At 53.3% G+C, this 19,730-nt stretch carries 13 protein-coding genes; all 13 read right to left on the bottom strand.

The window, feature by feature from the left end:
* Positions 1-700: 700 nt before the first annotated feature.
* Complete coding sequence (locus NG346_RS04615; RefSeq protein WP_262288403.1) at positions 701-1,483, bottom strand: Fic family protein; 783 nt, start codon at positions 1,481-1,483, stop codon at positions 701-703.
* 321 nt (positions 1,484-1,804) lie between these two features.
* Positions 1,805-3,070 (bottom strand): RNA-directed DNA polymerase, encoded by a 1,266-nt coding sequence (locus NG346_RS04610; protein WP_262288402.1) that lies wholly within the window; start codon positions 3,068-3,070, stop codon positions 1,805-1,807.
* Between the two features lie 16 nt (positions 3,071-3,086).
* Positions 3,087-3,359 (bottom strand): DUF1566 domain-containing protein, encoded by a 273-nt coding sequence (locus NG346_RS04605; protein ID WP_262288401.1) that lies wholly within the window; start codon positions 3,357-3,359, stop codon positions 3,087-3,089.
* Positions 3,360-3,488: 129 nt separating this feature from the next.
* Entirely contained in the window at positions 3,489-4,076 is a 588-nt protein-coding gene (locus tag NG346_RS04600) for a hypothetical protein (protein ID WP_262288400.1), read from the bottom strand.
* Between the two features lie 172 nt (positions 4,077-4,248).
* Positions 4,249-5,760 (bottom strand): fimbrillin family protein, encoded by a 1,512-nt coding sequence (locus NG346_RS04595; protein ID WP_262288399.1) that lies wholly within the window; start codon positions 5,758-5,760, stop codon positions 4,249-4,251.
* 8 nt (positions 5,761-5,768) lie between these two features.
* Positions 5,769-6,899: a DUF4906 domain-containing protein gene (locus NG346_RS04590; protein ID WP_262288398.1), complete on the bottom strand. Its 1,131-nt coding sequence runs from the start codon at positions 6,897-6,899 to the stop codon at positions 5,769-5,771.
* Positions 6,900-6,904: 5 nt separating this feature from the next.
* Complete coding sequence (locus tag NG346_RS04585) at positions 6,905-7,792, bottom strand: FimB/Mfa2 family fimbrial subunit (protein WP_262288397.1); 888 nt, start codon at positions 7,790-7,792, stop codon at positions 6,905-6,907.
* Between the two features lie 11 nt (positions 7,793-7,803).
* A complete protein-coding gene (locus tag NG346_RS04580) occupies positions 7,804-9,084 on the bottom strand; it encodes a fimbrial protein (RefSeq protein ID WP_262288396.1) in 1,281 nt (426 codons plus the stop codon).
* A 568-nt stretch (positions 9,085-9,652) separates the two neighbouring features.
* A complete protein-coding gene (gene rpoC / locus NG346_RS04575) occupies positions 9,653-13,996 on the bottom strand; it encodes a DNA-directed RNA polymerase subunit beta' (RefSeq protein WP_262288395.1) in 4,344 nt (1,447 codons plus the stop codon).
* A gap of 26 nt (positions 13,997-14,022) precedes the next feature.
* Positions 14,023-17,832, bottom strand: coding sequence for a DNA-directed RNA polymerase subunit beta (rpoB, locus tag NG346_RS04570; protein WP_262288394.1), 3,810 nt, complete (start codon positions 17,830-17,832; stop codon positions 14,023-14,025).
* 233 nt (positions 17,833-18,065) lie between these two features.
* Positions 18,066-18,440 carry a 50S ribosomal protein L7/L12 gene (gene rplL / locus NG346_RS04565; protein WP_154534621.1) on the bottom strand — a complete coding sequence of 125 codons (375 nt, stop codon included), beginning with the start codon at positions 18,438-18,440 and terminating at the stop codon, positions 18,066-18,068.
* 50 nt (positions 18,441-18,490) lie between these two features.
* On the bottom strand, positions 18,491-19,015 hold the full coding sequence (gene rplJ / locus NG346_RS04560) for a 50S ribosomal protein L10 (RefSeq protein WP_262288393.1): 525 nt from the start codon (positions 19,013-19,015) through the stop codon (positions 18,491-18,493).
* A gap of 12 nt (positions 19,016-19,027) precedes the next feature.
* The gene (gene rplA, locus NG346_RS04555; RefSeq protein WP_262288392.1) at positions 19,028-19,726 is read right to left on the bottom strand and encodes a 50S ribosomal protein L1; all 699 of its coding nucleotides are present in this window, start codon (positions 19,724-19,726) and stop codon (positions 19,028-19,030) included.
* Positions 19,727-19,730: the final 4 nt, after the last annotated feature.

Genomic DNA, 19,730 nt, shown 5'->3' with positions numbered 1-19,730 from the left:
CACTATATTGCTTCAAGGATATTGGTTCATATTATTATATGTTGAATAAACTGACACTTTTCCGCCCTCGTGGCTGCGATTTTCTGAGCCGCCCCCTATGTTGCCCTCAATTTTGCGAATTTCGAGGGCTTTTTTATAATCGGTTGACACAGAAGCGATTACAAGTCCAGTATGTTTTCATCTCCAACGGCAACGGCTTTTTACGATGAAATCTCGCTGATTTTGCTGATCAAAGCGTCCTTTTGATGCTGTCATCTCGGTTGTTTGATCCGGTCATCTCGGTTGTTTGATCCGGTCATCTCGGTTGTTTGACAACATCAAACCAGTGTTTTGACTTCAAGAGGCTGCAGAAATGGACGGTTTCTCTCTGTCTTTTCTCATTTTCGAGTCCCCTTGCTCTCTATATTGTGGCTCCGCGGTGATGCACTTTTGTAAAGATAACACAGCCTCACCCCCTACCCCCCTCTCCGAAGGAGAGGGGAGTAGAATGTTTTGCGGGTGTTTGACACAGCGGAGACTGCTGTGGAGGCGGATCCTGCGAATTCTTCTATATGCTCAAAGGATTGTTTAACCAGCATTTCACTCCCCTCTCCTTCGGAGAGGGGTTGGGGGTGAGGCTGTGTATTCTTCTATATGCTCAAAGGATTGTTTAACCAGCATTTCACTCCCCTCTCCTTCGGAGAGGGGTTGGGGGGTGAGGCTAGAAGAACAGCATCATGCGGCTTGCCTTGTGCTTCTGTCCAAGGTCGTCTTCCATCTGCTTGACCGCCTTTTCAAAGAAGAAGGAGACGAGAAACTCGTCCGTATTCTCAGTTCTGATCTGCCTTAATGCCCCAATATATTGCTGTCGGTCCTCCTTGCGGATGATGAGTTCGGGAAGCCCGGACTGCAGCAGGATGAAGTTTGAAAGCAACCGGCCCGTGCGCCCGTTGCCGTCGCGGAAGGGATGCAGATACTCGTAGAAACCGTGGAAGCGAGCGGCAAGTATCATCGGATGAACCTTTTGTGCTTCCATGGCCCGGGCTGTTGAGTCCATGAGTCTCGGCACTTGCGCGATAAGTTTTTCGTGCTCCCCAAAGACGGTATCTCCAGCTGCCATGTCAACGGTGGTGAACTCGCCGGGAACGGCATCGGGAACTTTATAAGGAAGCGTACGCAGGGTAACAAGACGGTTGACGGCTTTCAGCAGTTCCACATCAAACGCATGGTCAAGGTGCTCATGCATCCACTCGTAAGCAGCGAAGTGGTCAGCCATCTCCTGGCATTCCAGCAACGTCTTGCCAACGGGATAATAGCCCAGTCCCTGCTCGAAGAGGTCGCGCGTGTCGTCAACGGTAAACGAGCTGCCCTCGATACCGCAACTATGGCATGAGAACAACACCTCATTGCGCTCCCGGTATTGTTCCTTACCCATTGGCTCGACGATCAGTTTCTGATATTCGGCTACGGTCTCGTCATAACGTCTTATCTCGTTCTCATACATATATGTGGGATATGAAGGTCTTTGTGCAAAGATAATAAATGTTTCTGTATTGCGCAACAAATATAGAGTAGAATGTTTTGCGGATGCTTCTATATGCTCAATAGATTGTTTAACCAGCATTTCACTCCCCTCTTCCTTCGGAGAGGGGCTTAGGGGGTGAGGCTGAAACATGGCGGCCGCCATTCTCGCGAATAGCGGCCGCCCTCATTAATCTGTAAAATTAAACATGTGGGGAGGCGCCGGAATCACTTCCATCCATTCCCCTGATTTGCGATTATAATAAAAGTTGAATGTATAATACTCTGACACAAACTACCAAAACTAAGTTCCTTGCCGCCCGCACGAGTCAAAGTACCTGCCCACCTCGTACAGCCACTGGCTCTTCAGGCAGATATACTTCCGGTACTCCTTGTCGAAATAGCCATAGCGGGCGAACACGCTGTCGGCGAAAAGGGCACGTCTGATATGCCAGCAACTGTAATGGCCCAGCACTCCGAGAAACGAGTTGATGGAGTCCTCCGCCTTTCTGGGGCTCACCTCACCACGCTCAAGCCTCTTGCCCAAGACACATAGTTTACGCTTCATGCGCAGCAGTGTCTCGTTGGAGACATACTGGCGGTGAGGCTTCAGGTAAGCGCCAAGGAACAGCACGCCCCGGCGCGCCTCCACGATACCGGTCTTGCCCTCATGCAAACTCAGATGCAGATTGGTCCCCAGATACTCTGCCGCACGGTCCTTGACCCACAACAGGAACTCACGGTCACGGCTGACCACATAGCTGTCGTCGACATACCGGCCATAGTGCCGGCAGTGAAGGACACGCTTCATGTAGTCGTCATAGCCGCTCAGATACACGTTGCTGAACAGCTGTGACGTGAGATTGCCTATCGGCAGCCCACGTCCCTCACCGCTGTAGAAGAGACTCTTGTCATGGGGCAGCACCGACCAGTCGTCCCAGCTGCCACGCATGCGGCAAAACAGCGTAGGGTCGAGCAAGACGATCTCGCGCGTAAGATACAGCACGAAGTCCATGTCGACCACTTCGCGCCAGCGACGGACGTCGCCCATGCCTAGGCGGTGAGAGGACATCTCCCTTAGCCGACGCTCCGTGATGTCGAGCAGTACCTTTCGGTCTATGTGCGTAAAATATCCCCTGATGTCAAGTTTGAGGACGAAGCATCGCTGCGTCCACTCCCTGCTCTCCTGTCTGATGTGCTTCTCCAGCCGCTGTATGCCATAATGTGTGCCGCGCCCACGGATGCAGCTATAGCTATCGGCGATGAAGGTGCGCTCCAGCATCTCGTGGACATAGTTGAAATAGAGATGATGCACGATGCGGTCACGAAACTGGGCCGCGAACACCTCACGGCATTTCGGGTCGGTGACCATGAAGCAGGTAGAGGGCTGAGCCACATACTGCCGCGTCCACAGGTCATCGGCCAGCCGCCGCAGGTTCTCGTCGAGATGGCGCGAGAAAGCCACCACATAGGGCTTCTTGCCTTTATGCCGTCGCGCGTCATCGAAGGCGACATGCAGGTCGGCCAGCAGCTCGCTGTATGTCAGACGCTTTTCCCCTCTTTTTTCCATCTTGTCGTAATAATCATCATTTCCGACCGAAACCGAATGCTCGGCAGACCGGCCTGACGGAGAACCCGTTGTAACGGTTGTTGTTGTTGTCGGGATTGCGGTTGCCCGAATTGAAGTTCATGTTCCACGCGTTGTTGACGTTGCTCGAGTTGACCTGGCTCGACCAGTAGTTGCCGTTGGAGCCAACGTTGTTGGAACTCGTACCGTTCCTGTAGCCGGCCGCCGGCAGGAAAATCGGTCCACAATGCTTCAGTCGCCACTTGATACTCGCGCCGCACGGAATCCGCAAACACGACTGCCGGGGAAGCCGCGGGGCGCATACGCGTTTATCCACAATGGGAGGACGACCTATGAATTCACTTTCTGTTGTCGGGATGATATAAGTTGTCGGGATGATACTATGATGATTTCAAAGCACTCAATAGAGAAAGCTGAGCTCCTCCTTTAGTTTGACGAGGAAAAACATGCAGTCCAGTGGCGTGTGGCTCTCCACCTGAAACCTCAGGATGTCGTGCATGATGACCGACACCGGGCGCACGCTCTTGGCACCATGATTGTCGCTGCTCACTGTCGCGAGAGCCTGACTGCCCGAGGAGTCTTTATTTTCTTCCTTTTTTGTTTTCTCCTTTAGCTTCTCCACGGGCACCGACTCCTTCCATTGCGCGTATACCTTGGCAAGGTATTCCGGTGTGGCACCCTCGCCGAGTTTCTCCACGGGCACCATCACGTCGAAAGCATTCTCGGTCAACGTCTCCGTGCGGGCATCCGCCGGCAGGAATTTCTCACGGCTGCTCTCCGGGAAGCCCACCATCAGCAGCGTGCCGTCGAGATTCTTTATCTCTTTGTGCGTCACCTTCAGGTCCATCTTCTCCACGATGACGAGCAGCCAGGCACTCCACTCATACAGATGGAAGAAGTTTCCCTCCCGGAACACGTGCATCTTCACGCACTCCTCCATCGTGCTGCGCTTTCCTTCTATTTCATACACCTCTTTCAGTTTTGCCATGATATCTCTTTTTTTGCTTCCGCCGTCTCCGCTTTTCTCTTTGGCGCGTGCCCTGTTTCCGCCTTTCAGGCGGGGCACGACCGCAGAGAAAAGCGGTGACGGCTCAGCGATGTAACATCGTTTCTTTGCTTTGTTCTTTTTGTTGTTTTTGTTCTTGTCTGTGAAAGTGAATTCAACGGCAGACCGGCCTGACGGAGAACCCGCCGTAACGGTAGGAGTTGTTGCCGGGATTGCGGTAGCCCGAATAGAAGTACATGTACCACGCGTTGCTGACGTAGCTCGAGTTGACCTGGCTCGACCAGTAGAGGCCGAAGGAGCCAACGCCGCCGGAACTCGTACCGTACCTGTAGCCGGCCGCCGGCAGGAAAATCCAATTGCCGTTCGAGGCGGAAACCTTATAACCGTTTATTCCATTCTGCGAAGTCCATGTCCATGTGCACTTAGACGACAACTCCTGCCACTCGGCATGGGTCGGCATGCGCCAAGAACCGCCAAGGTTGACTGTGGCAGCATCATCAGTGGACTCAAGCTTTGCATCACCGGAATTATATTTGCTCCAACTACGACCATTACTACTATCATTGCAATACGGTGTATTCGCCCACGAGAAGTCATGCGACTCAGAACTCGCATATCCTGTCGTGCCCGCCCACGCATAGTACTTGCCATACTCCTCGGGCTTTGACGCTCCGAGGTTGCAGCTTGCCCACTTCACGCTCAGTCCGAGGTCTACCGCACCGGGCACTGGCTCCTTGGCGTCGCTTTGGCTGACGCGTGTGCCATTGGCATTATAACCAAACGTGCGGGAGCCATCGCTCTGCTTGGTACCGAAGACAAGATTGACGGTTGTCGCCCTGCCGGCTGTAAGCGCCTGCGAAAGCGGGTAGTAGACGGTGCCATCGGCGGAGGCCGAGCCCACCACATAGGAGCCGTTGGCATTTACCTTGCAACTCACGGCAAGGTAGCTGCCCGACGATGAGGTGAAGGCACCGCTTGTCCATGGTGACGTGGCCTGCGGGGCAACCATCATCAGCCCGGAGGTGCCGAGGTCGGAGGAGATGTTGCTGCCGCCAGCCGTCATGCCGCTGCCGAACGACAGGGTTCCGGTCCGCTTCACATTGCATACCTTCACGTTGCTCACGCTCACCGTGGTGGTCGACGGCAGGTCGCTGGCTCTGGACCACGACACCGACAAGGCGGCGGTGGCGTGCTTGAAGGCCAGCGCAACCTTGCCATCGGTGGGCCGGGACTTCGTGGCCGTGGCATAGATGACATCCTGTTGCGAGCCTTGCGCAGCAGGTGCCGTGTAGGTCAGCGTCTTGCTCGACGTGTTGAACACCACGCTGCCGTTACTGGCCGGGGCAAAAGCATAGAAGGTCACGTTGCCGGTCTTCGGCCAATAATAGGCTGTTCCGTCCTTGCTCATGCCGTTGGCCGTGAAGACCTTACCATTGATGACGGCCGTTCCCGAGGCATTGTAGGCATAGACCTTGAAGTCGGGCAAGGACGTCAGCTTCGAGGCACGGGTGAAGGCGCCCCGTAAGCCCTCTGCGGTATCAGGACACGCTACATCAAAACGGATGATGTCGCTGTCGCCACCGCCGTCGGACACCAGGTTCTCCATGCCGCAGGACGACAGCAGCAAGAGGGACATGAAGATGAAGAGAGAGATATAGTGTTTCATGATGCTAATTACATATTGATATTTGCACTACCGCTTGTCCACCCCTGCAGCGTATTCCCCGTCATCAGCACGCGTGCGTCGTAGTCCACACGATAGCCATCCTCCGCCGATCCGCCGCCGCTGAGCGTCACCGTGACCTTGTAGTCGGTGTTGCGGTAGATGGTATAGTCGGTGTAGTCGTAGGACGTGTTTGTGGCGGACGAGAGCGTCTTGCCGCCGAGATAGACATAATAGGTGGACTTCCACGATGCGGTATGCGCCGTGATGACAAGATAGGTGGCGTTGGCAGGGGCCTTGGCCTTATAGCGGCCTTTCCAACCGTCACTATTGGTATTTTTGCCTTTTCCCACAAGCGACTCATAGAGATAGTACGTAGCATTCACGGTAGTTGCCGTCGCTGAGGGAGACTCCACAGGAAAATCGCCATAGCCTTTTGGCGAGGCAGTGCCGGTGGGCTTGTCGTCGACATAGTATGCCGAGAGCGGGGCGTGGCAGAGCTGATAGCTGTCGAGGGTGATGCCGGAGCCGACCACGATGCTGAGCTCGGTCTTGGCGGACAGGCGGTTGAGGGTCACAGTGCCCGACTTCGACGTGTCGTAACCGCTCCGCGACCCAAACATCAGCAGGGAACTGCCATTGCCCAAGTCGGCAGGCGACGAGAGCTGGGCATAGAGGGCGTCGAAGTCTGACTTGGTGCGCACGGACGCGAAATTGCCCATGCCCGACGTGGTTCCGGCGTTGGCCACCACATAGACCGTGCACCCCGTGGCCTTGCGTGTGTTCACATTCACCGACACCTTGCCGTCACTGCCCAGCGAGTAGCTGCCGTAGGTGTACCCGATGATCTCGTCCTTGTCGTTGAAGATAAGGACCAGCAAGTCCTGTATCTTACCCTCGTCGGCGGCAGTGATGGCGCGCGTGAGTGCTCCTGACTTAGCCGCCGAGACGGTAGGAGAGGCGGCAGAGGGAGGCGCGGCCACGGTGATCGTCACCATGGTGTCGCCGCCGGCCTCATCGGCAGAGCACGACAACAGCGCGACGACGGCAGCCATCACGAGCAGGCCGCTCACAGCGGTCTTGCGGATGTCATGGACGGCGCGCCGAAAGGCGTGGAATATATAGTGAATGTGTTGTGTCATGATTCTTATTGGAAAGAAGAGCTTTGGAATACTTCGTCATAGGGCAGCACCTTTACGGTGAACGTGCCGGTCATGCTGGCAATGACGACAAAGACATCGTTGCCGCCCTCGCGCGCCACCAGGGGATTGCCGTCCTCGTCGGCGTCGCGGTGGAAGAGCTGTGTGCCGTCCTGCTTGTAGACGCGCACGCTGACCCCGCTGCCCACGGTAGGCAAGACGGTTATGGGCTCGGTGAGCCAGTCGCCGGTTCCGGACATGAAGGCTCCGGGCAGCTCAAAACTTGTGGTGGCAGACGTGGCGGAACCGCCGTCAAAGTCGAGCTGGCTGTGCAGGCCCTCGACGACGACACGATAGCTGCCGTCGCCGAAACGGTCGAGCAAGCCCTTGACAAGGACGCGCACATGGCCCCGCACATCGTGCAGCGTGATGGGCACCTCGGAGCCGGCTTTGGCAAAGTCGGCTCCCGTGCCCTTCCACGAGCCGTAGTACACGGCGGAGGGCTGCGGCGACATGTTGCCCGAGCCCGTGCCGTTGAGGCTGAGCCACACATTGTGGATGGACTCGCCCTCGCGGGGCTCGGCAAGGCTGTACTCCGAGGGCGCGCTGCCGGCCAGCGAGACCAGGCATACACTGTCCTCGCTGTTGAAGACATAGCGGTAGGTGCCGTCGGCCTCGGGCGTGAGCATGCGGCTGTAGAGCCCGTTGACGAAACAATAGAGCGGCGCCAGCGTCACCTCGGACGAGGGCACCCCCGCCCCCGTGCTGTCCACAACGTTGAGCCGGAATGTGGCCTGCGTGCGCCCCTCGTAGCCGTCGTAGACCGAACAGCCGACGAGCGACAGCAGCGCCCATGTCACGAAGACAACGAAGATACCTCGTCTTTGATTAAACATGATAGAGAATATTACTCGAAGGTTGTGGTCTGAGTGACAGGAGTCCAGTTTTCCACACTAACGGTGATGGTGGCCTGCTGCGGCTTCAACTCATCATTGCCATTAGTGCCGTCGGGCTGAGTCTTACCACCTTCACCGATACCGGGCAGACCCTTGGTCTTGATGACGATCGAGCAGGTGTAGTTCCTGTTAGGATAGACCTTGTACTCATCTGTGCCTGTCTCAACAGCAGAAGGAGCGCCGGCAGCATCGTACTTCACATTCAGCAGGACAGGGTAGAACACCGTCGTGGCACCAGTATTGCCTTTTGGTCCATCAGGATCAAACTCACCCTTGATCCAGACACGGACAGCATTGGCGTTTGTGCCGCTCGGAGTGATGTTGCTGCTCGGAGTGACATAGAAATAATAATGATGATCATTAGGCATCTTTGCGGTAGTAGCATCCTTAGCACCGGAGAGCGTAACACCGGAGATGGTGCCGGTCGTGAGATAGCTCTTGGCACCCGCCACACCGGTAGCACCAGTAAGCAGAGGTGTCTTGGAAAGATCAGCAGGGGTAAACCAATGGCCTGCCTCGGGGTTGAAGTTCAAGCTATCGACCACATGCTCGATATAGATCTCTGTAGGAGAGAACGTGGCATTCTGGTAAGAACCATTCGGGTCGAAAGCCACCTCGATGTCTGTAAGAGAGATCTTGGCGGTAAGGTGAGAAACGTTCACGCTTGCGGTGTAGGCAGTAGCACCACTTGCAGGTTTTTCCAACTTAGCAGAGCCGAACATAGGAGCATTGTTTGCCACCTGGTCTGTCTGAACCGTTTTCTCGTCGGAGGCATTAGTGGCCAGCGCACGACCGGCATCCACGCTCTTGCTTTGAAAACCACTCACGGTCTGCGCACCATGGAACAATCCGGAAGGAGCGTTGACAGCGACAAGCACCTGGTCGCCCTCCTCAAGCTTATTGGTGACAATGTTCATCTTGGTTGAACCATTATCGGTCTTAAAGGTGTTGCTTCCGACAGTGCCATCATCACTCTTAAATTCCTGGATGGTGCGCACGTTGCCGGACGCATCAAAGATACCCACCGTGACACGGTTGATGGTCTTCTCGTCGGTCGGATCTGATGTCATAGCGGCACGTGTGCCCATTGTGTTGATGGTCAGCGTGAGCTGACTCTTACCATTGACCGTCTGGCCGTCGGTCACGCCGTCGTTGTCAGTTGAGCTACAAGCGGTGAAGCCTGCGAGGGTCATGACCGTCAGCAGGCAAGCATAGAAACGATGTCTTTTCATCTTCATGCAATTTTAAAATGTTGGTGTTATGATTTGATTGTAAATGTTGCAAATGTTACAAGGGATAGCAAACCTGCAAGCAGGGGGCGGCCTCCCGCAAGACAATGGCCCGCAGGATGCTTATATGGAAGCACTAAAGAAAAACAAGGGAGAGTGCCCGACAAAATTTTGGGCATGAGTAATTGGCTCTGGGCGCAAGCGGCACAGAGAGACAGAAAAATTTTATTTACAACAGCTCTTACTCTCTTGCTTAAATAAGCGTCAGTAGAGAGAGAGAGAGAGAGAGTGTGTGTGTGTGTGTGTGTGTGTGTGTGTGTTACACAAATATTTGGCTTTGCCAAACGTTTGGTGTTAAAATTTACATCACAGACCGTTAAAATTGCAGTATACATTCGTTTGAGCGCTATGCGCCGTTTTATGTTCAAATACCCTTTACGGCTGCAAAGATATGTGTTTTCACTGAAACCTCCAAATATTCTGGCAGGAAAATTACAACAGAAGGCAAAATAAAAGCCGTGAACCCATAACGGGTCCACGGCCTCTATGATGATAGACTGTGTGTGATTGATTAATTCTCCGGCGTCACCTTGTCGGCATAGTCGAGCACATTCTTGCGATTAGCCTCCATGCGCTCATACTCTTCCTTGGAGCCGACGATGATCTTATCCCACTGACGCATACCGGTACCGGCAGGAATCAGGTGACCGCAGATCACGTTCTCCTTCATACCCTCGAGGTTGTCGACCTTGCCACGGATGGCAGCCTCGTTGAGCACCTTGGTAGTCTCCTGGAAAGAGGCGGCACTCATGAAGCTCTTCGTACCCAAAGCTGCGCGGGTGATACCCTGCAGCACCTGAGTAGACGTTGCGGGCACAGCGTCACGGACGGTGACGGTCTTCAAGTCACGACGCTTCAGGCTGGAGTTCTCGTCACGCAACTTGCGCACAGTGACGATCTGACCCTTATGCAGATTCTCTGAGTCGCCCTCATCGATGACCACCTTCTTACCCCAGATGCGGTCGTTCTCGTCAGCGAAGTCGAGCTTGTCGACAAGATCCTGCTCAAGGAATGTGGTGTCGCCCGGATCGTCGATGCGTACCTTGCGCATCATCTGACGGACGATGATCTCGAAGTGCTTGTCGTTGATCTTCACACCCTGAAGGCGATAGACGTTCTGTACCTCATTGACGATGTACTCCTGCACAGCGGTGGGACCCTTGATGGCAAGGATGTCGCCCGGAGTGATCTCACCGTCGGAGAGAGCCGTACCGGCACGCACGGCATCGTGCTCCTGTACCAGAATCTGACGTGACAGTGGTACGAGGTACTTGCGCTGGTCACCTGTCTTGGAGGTGATGATGATCTCCTGGTTACCACGCTTCAGCTTGCCCATGGTCACCTCACCGTCGATCTCAGAGACCACAGCGGGGTTCGTCGGGTTACGGGCCTCGAAGAGCTCTGTGACACGGGGCAGACCACCAGTGATACCACCGGCGTTGAACACGGCACGAGGGATGCGCACCAGTGTGGTACCGGTCTCAATAACCTGACCATCCTCGATGTTGGCGATATGACCGCCTACAGGGAAGTTGTAGGTACCGAGCACCTGACCGTTCTCGTCAACGACGTGAACCGTCGGGATGACATTGTGATCCTTGGACTCTGTGATGATGCGCTCGGTCATACCTGAGGTCTCATCGGTCTCAGTCTTGAAGGTAGCACCCTCAATGACATTGTCGAACTGCAGCTTACCTGCATACTCACTGACGATCACGGCATTGAACGGATCCCACTTGCAGACCACGTCGCCCTTCTTCACCAAGTCACCATCCTTGAAGAACAGCGAGCTACCATAAGGAACGGTCAGCGTTGCCATGTTGATATCAGTATCCGGGTCAACGAACTGCACTTCGGCCAAACGGCTTACTACCATTTGACACTCGACAGGATTGCTCTCGTCGCTCTTGTCAACGAATGGTACGGTACGCAAGCCCTCGAACTTGAGCTTAGCGGCATACTTAGAGGTGATGGATGCGTTGGCGGCAGCGTTCTCAGCGATACCACCGGAGTGGAAGGTACGAAGCGTCAGCTGTGTACCCGGCTCACCGATAGCCTGTGCGGCGATGACACCGACAGCCTCACCGAGCTGAACCATCTTGGAGGTAGCCAAGTTGCGGCCATAGCACTTGCGGCAGACGCCCTTCTTGCTCTCGCAGGTCAGCACCGAACGGATCTCTACCATCTCGATACCGGCATCCTCGACAGCCTGTGCCTTGGCCTCTGTGATCTCCTCACCGGCCTTGACAATGATCTCACTGGTATGAGGATTGATGACATCGTGAACGGAGACACGTCCCAAGATACGCTCTGCAAGCGTGGAGACGACCTCGTCGCCCTCTTTCAGAGCACGGCACTCCAGACCACGCAGCGTACCGCAGTCGTCCTCAGTGATGATGACATCATGCGACACGTCGACGAGTCGACGCGTCAGGTATCCGGCATCGGCCGTCTTCATAGCCGTGTCGGCAAGACCCTTACGGGCACCGTGTGAAGCAATGAAGTACTCCTGCACGGACATACCCTCCTTCAGGTTGTTCAGAATAGGGTTCTCAATGATGGAGTTACCCTCAGCACCGGCTTTCTGCGGCTTGGCCATCAGACCACGCATACCAGCAAGCTGTGCAATCTGGTCAGCAGAACCACGGGCACCGGAGTCAAGCATCATGAACACAGCGTTGAAGCCTTGGTCTGCCTCGGTCATGTGCTTCATCACAGCCTTCTTCAGGTCGTTGTTGACGTGTGTCCAAGCGTTGATGACCTCATTGTAGCGCTCCTTATCGGTGATAAGACCCATATCGAAGTTAGCCTTGACCTCATCGACCTCGTCCTGACCACGCTTGACGATCTCTGCTTTCTCCTCCGGCACGATGATGTCGTCGAGGTTGAAGGAAAGACCGGCGAGGTAAGACATGCGATAACCGAGGTTCTTCACACCGTCGAGGAACGTGCAAGCACGGTCCATACCTACGTGCTTGATCACGTCGGCGATGAGCTTACGCAGAGTCTTCTTAGAGATGACACCGTTGAAGAAGCCAATCTCCTTCGGGATGATCTCGTTGACGATGATACGTCCCACGGTGGTCTCTACGATATGGCGGATAGGATTGCCCTTCTCATCGATGTCGTCAACGAGGCACTTCACCTGTGCGTGCTCGTCGACACGCTTCTCGTTGAGTGCGATGATAGCCTCTTCAGGACCATAGAAGGTCTGACCCTCACCCTTTGCACCCGGACGGATCTTGGTGATATAGTAAAGACCGAGCACCATATCCTGCGACGGCACGGTGACAGGAGCACCATTGGCCGGGTTGAGGATGTTGTGGCTCTGGAGCATCAGAATCTGAGCTTCCAGCACGGCCTCATTGCTCAGCGGCAAGTGAACAGCCATCTGGTCACCATCGAAGTCGGCGTTGAACGGTGTACAAGCCAACGGGTGGAGCTGGATAGCCTTGCCCTCGATCATCTTTGGCTGGAATGCCATCACAGACAGACGGTGAAGCGTAGGAGCACGGTTCAGCAGCACAGGGTGACCTTTCATCACGTTCTCAAGAATATCCCAAATCACCGGCTCACGGCGGTCCACGATCTTCTTGGCACTCTTGACTGTCTTCACGATGCCGCGCTCGATGAGCTTGCGGATGATAAACGGCTTGTAGAGCTCAGCAGCCATCAACTTCGGCAGACCGCACTCGCCCATCTTCAACTCAGGACCGACGACGATCACTGAACGGGCAGAGTAGTCGACACGCTTACCGAGCAGGTTCTGACGGAAGCGGCCCTGCTTACCTTTCAGAGAGTCAGAGAGAGACTTCAACGGACGGTTGCTCTCGCTCTTCACGGCACTGGCCTTGCGGCTGTTGTCGAAGAGAGAGTCGACAGCTTCCTGGAGCATACGCTTCTCGTTACGGAGAATCACCTCAGGAGCCTTGATCTCGATGAGTCGCTTCAGACGGTTGTTACGGATGATGACACGACGATAGAGGTCGTTGAGGTCGGAAGTGGCGAAACGGCCACCATCCAACGGTACCAACGGACGCAGCTCTGGCGGGATGACCGGAATGATCTTCATGATCATCCACTCCGGCTTGTTAACCTCTTTGGAGCCACGGAAAGCCTCCACGACCTGCAGACGCTTCAAGGCCTCGGTCTTGCGCATCTGGCTGGAGTCGCTGTTGGCACGGTCACGCAGCTCATAGCTGAGCTTGTCGAGGTCGATCTGCTTGAGCAAGTCGAGGATAGCCTCTGCACCCATCTTAGCGATGAACTTCGAAGGATCAGCGTCGTCGAGCATGTCGTTGTTCTCAGGGATCTTGTTGTCGATGATATCGAGATACTCATCCTCTGACAGCAGATCGAGCTTATGAGAACCATTGAGATCCTCCACGCCCTCAGCGTCCTTCTGTCCTTCGAGGATACCGGGCTGGATGACGATATACTTCTCGTAGTAGATCACCTGGTCGAGCTTCTTGGTAGGCAGTCCGAGCAAGTAGCCGATCTTGTTTGGCAGAGAGCGGAAGTACCAGATATGAGCTACAGGAACGACGAGCTCGATATGTCCGGCACGCTCACGACGTACCTTCTTCTCAGTTACCTCAACACCGCAACGGTCACAGACGATACCTTTGTAGCGGATGCGCTTGTACTTACCGCAGGCGCACTCATAGTCTTTCGTCGGACCGAAGATTCTCTCGCAGAACAAGCCGTCGCGCTCAGGCTTGTAGGTGCGGTAGTTGATGGTCTCGGGCTTGGTCACCTCACCATAGGAGTTCTCCTTGATCGTCTCAGGAGAGGCCAGGCTAATGGTAATCTTGGTAAAATTGTTCTTTACCTTTGTATCTTTTTTGAAAGCCATACTTCTAACTTTTCAATATTCCAAACTTAATCCAACTTAATGTTCAGTCCCAGACCGCGAAGCTCATGCAGCAACACATTGAGCGACTCGGGGATTCCCGGCGTCGGCATTGGGTCGCCCTTGACGATAGCCTCGTAAGCCTTGGAACGACCGGTGACATCGTCACTCTTGATGGTGAGCATCTCTTGCAGGACATGGCTGGCACCGAAGCCCTCAAGAGCCCAGACCTCCATCTCTCCGAAACGCTGTCCACCGAACTGAGCCTTACCACCAAGTGGCTGCTGAGTGATGAGAGAGTACGGACCGATAGAACGGGCGTGCATCTTATCCTCAACCATGTGACCGAGCTTCAAGAAGTAGGTGATACCCACAGTAGCCTTCTGGTCGAAAGGCTCACCGGTCTCACCATCGTAAACTGTCGTTGAGCAGAGGTTAGGCAGACCGGCCTTCTCTGTCCACTCACGCAGGTCGTCAAGCTTGGCACCGTCGAAAATAGGAGTAGCGAACTTCACACCAAGCTTCTTACCGGCTGCACCGAGGATGGCCTCGAAGATCTGTCCCAGGTTCATACGAGAAGGCACACCCATCGGGTTCAGTACCAAGTCGACAGGACGACCATCAGCCAAGAACGGCATATCCTCCTGACGCACGATCTTAGAGACGATACCCTTGTTACCGTGACGACCGGCAAGCTTATCACCGACCTGGATCTTACGCTTCTTGGCAATATAGACCTTAGCCATCTTCAAGATGCCTGAAGGCAGCTCATCACCAATCGTGATGGCGAACTTGCGGCGATTCTGCTCTGCGGCGAGCTGCTTGTCCTTGCGGATATAGTTCATGATCAGCTTCTGGATGAGTCCGTTGACATGCTCATCATCGGTCCAGCCATTGCTCTGGATGCCGTCGTACTCAAGGTTCTTCAGTGCAGGCACCGTGAACTTGCTGCCCTTGGTGAGCACCTCTGCCTCTGTGTAGTCTTTCACACCCTGGCAAGCCTTTCCGTCGGTGAGCGTCATCAGCTTGTCAACGAGCATGTTCTTCAGCTCGTCGCTCTTTGCCTCATACTCCTCATCGATCTTCTGAAGCTTGACCTTATCTTGTTTCTTCGACTCACGTGTTTTCTCAGCACGCTGGAAGAGTTTCTTGTCGATCACAACACCGCTCAAAGAAGGATTGGCCTTGAGTGAAGAATCCTTTACGTCACCAGCCTTGTCACCGAAGATAGCACGGAGCAACTTCTCCTCAGGCGAAGGATCGCTCTCACCCTTAGGCGAGATCTTACCGATCATGATGTCACCCGGCTCTACACGTGCACCGACACGGATGATACCGTTGTCGTCGAGATCCTTGGTAGCTTCCTCACTGACGTTAGGAATATCGCTGGTAAACACCTCCATGCCGCGCTTGGTCTCACGCACATCGAGAGAATACTCATCGACATGAACGGATGTCAGCACATCATCGCGAACCATACGCTCTGAGATGACGACCGCATCCTCATAGTTGTAACCCTTCCAAGGCATATAAGCAACCAAAAGGTTACGACCCAGAGCCAGCTCACCATTCTCTGTGGCATAGCCCTCTGTCAGGATGTCGCCCTTCTTCACACGCTGTCCCTTGTTGCAGATAGGACGCAGGTCGATGGTCATGTTCTGGTTGGTACGGCGGAACTTAGGAATGCGGTATTCCTTGAGAGCCGGCTCGAAGCTGACAAACTCCTCGTCTTCCGTACGGTCATAGAGAATGCGGATGGTAGTTGCGTCGACATACTCGATGACACCTTCGCCTTCGGCTGTGATCATCGTACGGCTGTCCTCGCAGACCTGCTTCTCCAAACCAGTACCTACGATAGGCGCATCGTTGTGAAGCAATGGCACTGCCTGACGCATCATGTTACATCCCATCAGAGCGCGGTGACCATCGTCATGCTCCAAGAATGGGATCAAGCAGGCACTCACAGAAGCAATCTGCTGCGGTGACACATCCATCAGGCTCACCTCACCCGGCTCCACAACAGGGAAGTCGGCTGCCAAACGACAGTGAACGAAGTCTCGCTTGAAAGAACCATCCTCATTCAGCGGAGCATTACCCTGAGCGATCAGCTGTCCGTCCTCTTCCTCAGCAGTAAGATACTCTACATCTTTATTGTCCAAGTCTACCTTTCCGTCTTTCACTACACGATACGGTGTCTCAATGAAACCAAGCTCGTTGATGGTAGCATAGACGCAAAGAGAAGAGATCAGACCGATGTTAGGACCTTCAGGAGACTCGATAGGACAGAGACGGCCATAGTGAGTATAGTGTACGTCACGGACCTCGAAGCCTGCACGCTCACGTGACAGACCGCCAGGACCCAGAGCGGAGAGACGACGCTTATGAGTAACCTCAGCCAACGGGTTGGTCTGATCCATGAACTGGCTCAACGGGTTGGTACCGAAGAACGAGTTGATGACGCTGGAAATAGTCTTTGCGTTGATCAAGTCAGTCGGCGTGAATACCTCGTTGTCACGTACGTTCATGCGCTCGCGGATGGTACGGCTCATACGAGCCAAGCCGATAGAGAACTGGTTGGCCAGCTGTTCACCGACTGTACGCACACGACGGTTGCTCAAGTGGTCGATATCGTCAACCGTAGCATTGGAGTTGACGAGCTTGATCAGATATTTGATGATCTCGATGATGTCTTCCTTGGTGAGCACACGCACATCAGGATCGATGTCGAGATTCAGTTTCTTGTTGATACGATAGCGACCGACATCGCCCAAGTCGTAACGCTTGTCAGAGAAGAACAGGTTCTGGAATACCTCGCGTGCACTTGCATCATCAGCAGGATCTGCATTACGCAGCTGCTTGTAGATGTAGCGGACGGCCTCGATCTCAGAGTTGCTCTGGTCTTTCTCCAAAGTCTTAAAGATGATATCGTATTTAGAAGCTGCCTCATTATTCTTATGTACAAGAACAGTAGAGACACCACTGTCGATGATCGTATCGAAGTTATCCTCGGTGATCTCAGTCTCACGCTCAAGCACCATCTCGTTGCGCTCAGCGGTAACGACCTCACCGGTGTCCTCATCGACGAAGTCCTCTGTCCATGTTCTCAGCACACGGGCAGCGAGCTTGCGGCCAATCAGCTCAGACTTGTTCTTTTCAGAAACCTTCACCTCTTCAGCGAGGTCGAAGATCTGAAGGATGTCTTTATCGCTTTCGTAACCGATGGCACGAAGAAGAGTAGTAACAGGCAACTTCTTCTTACGGTCGATGTATGCGTACATGACATTGTTGATATCCGTAGCGAACTCAATCCAAGAGCCCTTGAAAGGAATGACACGTGCGCTGTAGAGCACAGTACCATTGGCATGAACGCCCTGACCGAAGAACACACCAGGTGAACGATGAAGCTGTGCCACGACAACACGCTCAGCACCATTGATCACAAAGGTGCCGTTATCTGTCATATAGGGAATGGTACCCAAGAAGACATCCTGGATGAAAGTACCGAAGTCCTCATGATCAGGATCGGTACAATAAAGTTTCATCTTAGCCTTCAAAGGCACACTGTAGGTCAGACCGCGCTCCAAGCATTCGTCAATGGTATAGCGGGGCGGGTCGATATAATAATCGAGGAACTCAAGCACGAAGTTGTTGCGCGTATCGGTGATCGGGAAGTTCTCAGCGAACACCTTATACAAGCCATCGTTCTTGCGCTCCTCTGGTGGAGTGTCAAGTTGGAGGAAATCACGGAAGGATTTCAGTTGCACGTCGAGGAAATCCGGAAAAGGATAAGGATTCTGGACGCTGGCAAAATTTACTCTGTTATCAATAACGTTTGACATAAGAAATCAATTGTAGTCTAATACCAGTCTTAGCCGAAGCTGAAAGAAGAGGAAAACAAAGAGATGATCGAAAGCTATGATCAAGCAGCTCTAAAGCAACGATTGAAGCAATGATCAACGGTGATAAAGACACAAAAAGGTTAGGACTCACCGACTGGGCAAATCCTAACCCTTAAGTATGTAACTGTCGTCATGTCACTTTTGAAGTGACCTAACGGCTAAAAGAGACTAAATTACTTCAGCTCAACCTTAGCGCCAGCTTCCTCGATAGCCTTCTTCAGGTTCTCAGCCTCGTCCTTAGACAGGCCTTCCTTCAGAGTAGCAGGAACAGACTCAACGAGAGTCTTAGCGTCCTTCAGACCGAGACCACAAGCCTCCTTAACGGCCTTAACGACCTGGAGCTTTGTAGCACCGACATCAGTCAGCACAACATCGAAAGAGCTCTTCTCCTCAGCTGCAGGAGCTGCGCCAGCAGCAGGACCAGCAACTGCAACAGCTGCAGCAGCGGGCTCGATACCATACTCGTCCTTCAGGACTGTTGCCAATTCATTTACCTCTTTAACAGTAAGATTTACTAATTCTTCTGCAATAGCTTTAACGTCTGCCATTTTAGTATTTATTTAAATTTTATTCTTTATAAATGTAGTGACTTAATTGATTACTCAGGACGCTCGCCTAAAGTCTTCAGCACACCATGGATAGTGTTTGCGCCTGACTGAAGAGCAGAAACCACGTTCTTTGCGGGGCTCTGCAACAGAGCAACGATGTCTGCGATGACCTCGTTCTTGCTCTTGATGGAAGCCAGCTCGTCGAGCTTGTCTGCACCAACATAGAAACCTTCCTCAGCATAAGCGGCCTTCAAAGAAGGAACGCCTGCCTTGGCAATGTCTTTATCCTTGAGCAGCTTGGCAGGTACATTGGCAGTGTTGGTGAACAGCACAGCAGTGTTACCCTTCAAAGCACCATAAAGCTCAGAATAGTCGATGTCAGCAGCCTCGAAAGCCTTGTGAAGAAGCTTGTTCTTCACCACGACCATCTTGATCTCCTGCTTGAAACACTTGCGACGAAGAGAAGATGTAGCCTCAGCATTCATACCGGTGACATCCACCAGGTAGAAATGAGGATATTCCTTCAGCATCTCGCCAAGGTCAACAATGATAGTATCTTTTACTTCTTTCTTCATTTTTCCAAACTTTTAGAGTGATTCAACTGATTTAGGATCAATCTTGATACCCTTACTCATTGTACTTGAAATAAAGATACTCTTGAGGTATGTACCTTTAGCAGCAGCAGGCTTCAAACGGACCACAGTGTTGATAAACTCTTTGGCATTGCCATAGATCTGATCAGCAGTCATAGAGATCTTGCCGATAGAAGTATGAATAATACCAGCCTTGTCAACCTTGAAGTCGATCTTACCTTGCTTCACTTCCTTGACAGCCTTAGCGACATCCATTGTCACCGTACCAGACTTCGGGTTAGGCATCAAACCACGGGGACCGAGGAAACGGCCCAGAGGACCTACCTTACCCATGCAGGAAGGCATGGTGATGATGACATCGACATCTGTCCAGCCACCTTTGATCTTCTCAATATACTCATCAAGACCAGCGTAGTCAGCACCAGCTGCCTTAGCAGCCTCTTCCTGATCAGGTGTACACAGAGCAAGCACGCGAACTGTCTTACCAGTTCCGTTAGGCAGAGACACCACGCCGCGAACCATCTGGTTAGCCTTGCGAGGATCAACGCCCAAGCGAACATCCACATCTACAGAAGCATCAAACTTTGTTGTTGTGATCTCTTTAACGAGCTCTGCAGCCTCTTTCAATGTGTATGCCTTCCCTGCTTCAACCTTCTCAGCTACTGATTTCTGATTTTTTGTCAGTTTACTCATTTTA

It is taken from the genome of Hallella absiana (genome assembly GCF_025457485.1).
GTDB lineage: Bacteria > Bacteroidota > Bacteroidia > Bacteroidales > Bacteroidaceae > Prevotella > Prevotella absiana.
The sequence above is the reverse complement of the archived record's forward strand: the minus strand, read 5'-3'. Positions and strand labels throughout refer to the sequence as shown.

Excerpts from the sequence above, each read along its gene's own strand:
- rpoC (WP_262288395.1), bottom strand. The coding sequence starts at position 13,996 with ATGGCTTTCAAAAAAGATACAAAGGTAAAGAACAATTTTACCAAGATT.
- NG346_RS04610 (WP_262288402.1), bottom strand. The coding sequence starts at position 3,070 with ATGGAAAAAAGAGGGGAAAAGCGTCTGACATACAGCGAGCTGCTGGCC.
- NG346_RS04595 (WP_262288399.1), bottom strand. The coding sequence starts at position 5,760 with ATGAAACACTATATCTCTCTCTTCATCTTCATGTCCCTCTTGCTGCTG.
- NG346_RS04590 (WP_262288398.1), bottom strand. The coding sequence starts at position 6,899 with ATGACACAACACATTCACTATATATTCCACGCCTTTCGGCGCGCCGTC.
- NG346_RS04580 (WP_262288396.1), bottom strand. The coding sequence starts at position 9,084 with ATGAAAAGACATCGTTTCTATGCTTGCCTGCTGACGGTCATGACCCTC.
- rplA (WP_262288392.1), bottom strand. The coding sequence starts at position 19,726 with ATGAGTAAACTGACAAAAAATCAGAAATCAGTAGCTGAGAAGGTTGAA.
- rpoB (WP_262288394.1), bottom strand. The coding sequence starts at position 17,832 with ATGTCAAACGTTATTGATAACAGAGTAAATTTTGCCAGCGTCCAGAAT.
- rplJ (WP_262288393.1), bottom strand. The coding sequence starts at position 19,015 with ATGAAGAAAGAAGTAAAAGATACTATCATTGTTGACCTTGGCGAGATG.
- NG346_RS04585 (WP_262288397.1), bottom strand. The coding sequence starts at position 7,792 with ATGTTTAATCAAAGACGAGGTATCTTCGTTGTCTTCGTGACATGGGCG.
- NG346_RS04615 (WP_262288403.1), bottom strand. The coding sequence starts at position 1,483 with ATGTATGAGAACGAGATAAGACGTTATGACGAGACCGTAGCCGAATAT.
- NG346_RS04600 (WP_262288400.1), bottom strand. The coding sequence starts at position 4,076 with ATGGCAAAACTGAAAGAGGTGTATGAAATAGAAGGAAAGCGCAGCACG.
- rplL (WP_154534621.1), bottom strand. The coding sequence starts at position 18,440 with ATGGCAGACGTTAAAGCTATTGCAGAAGAATTAGTAAATCTTACTGTT.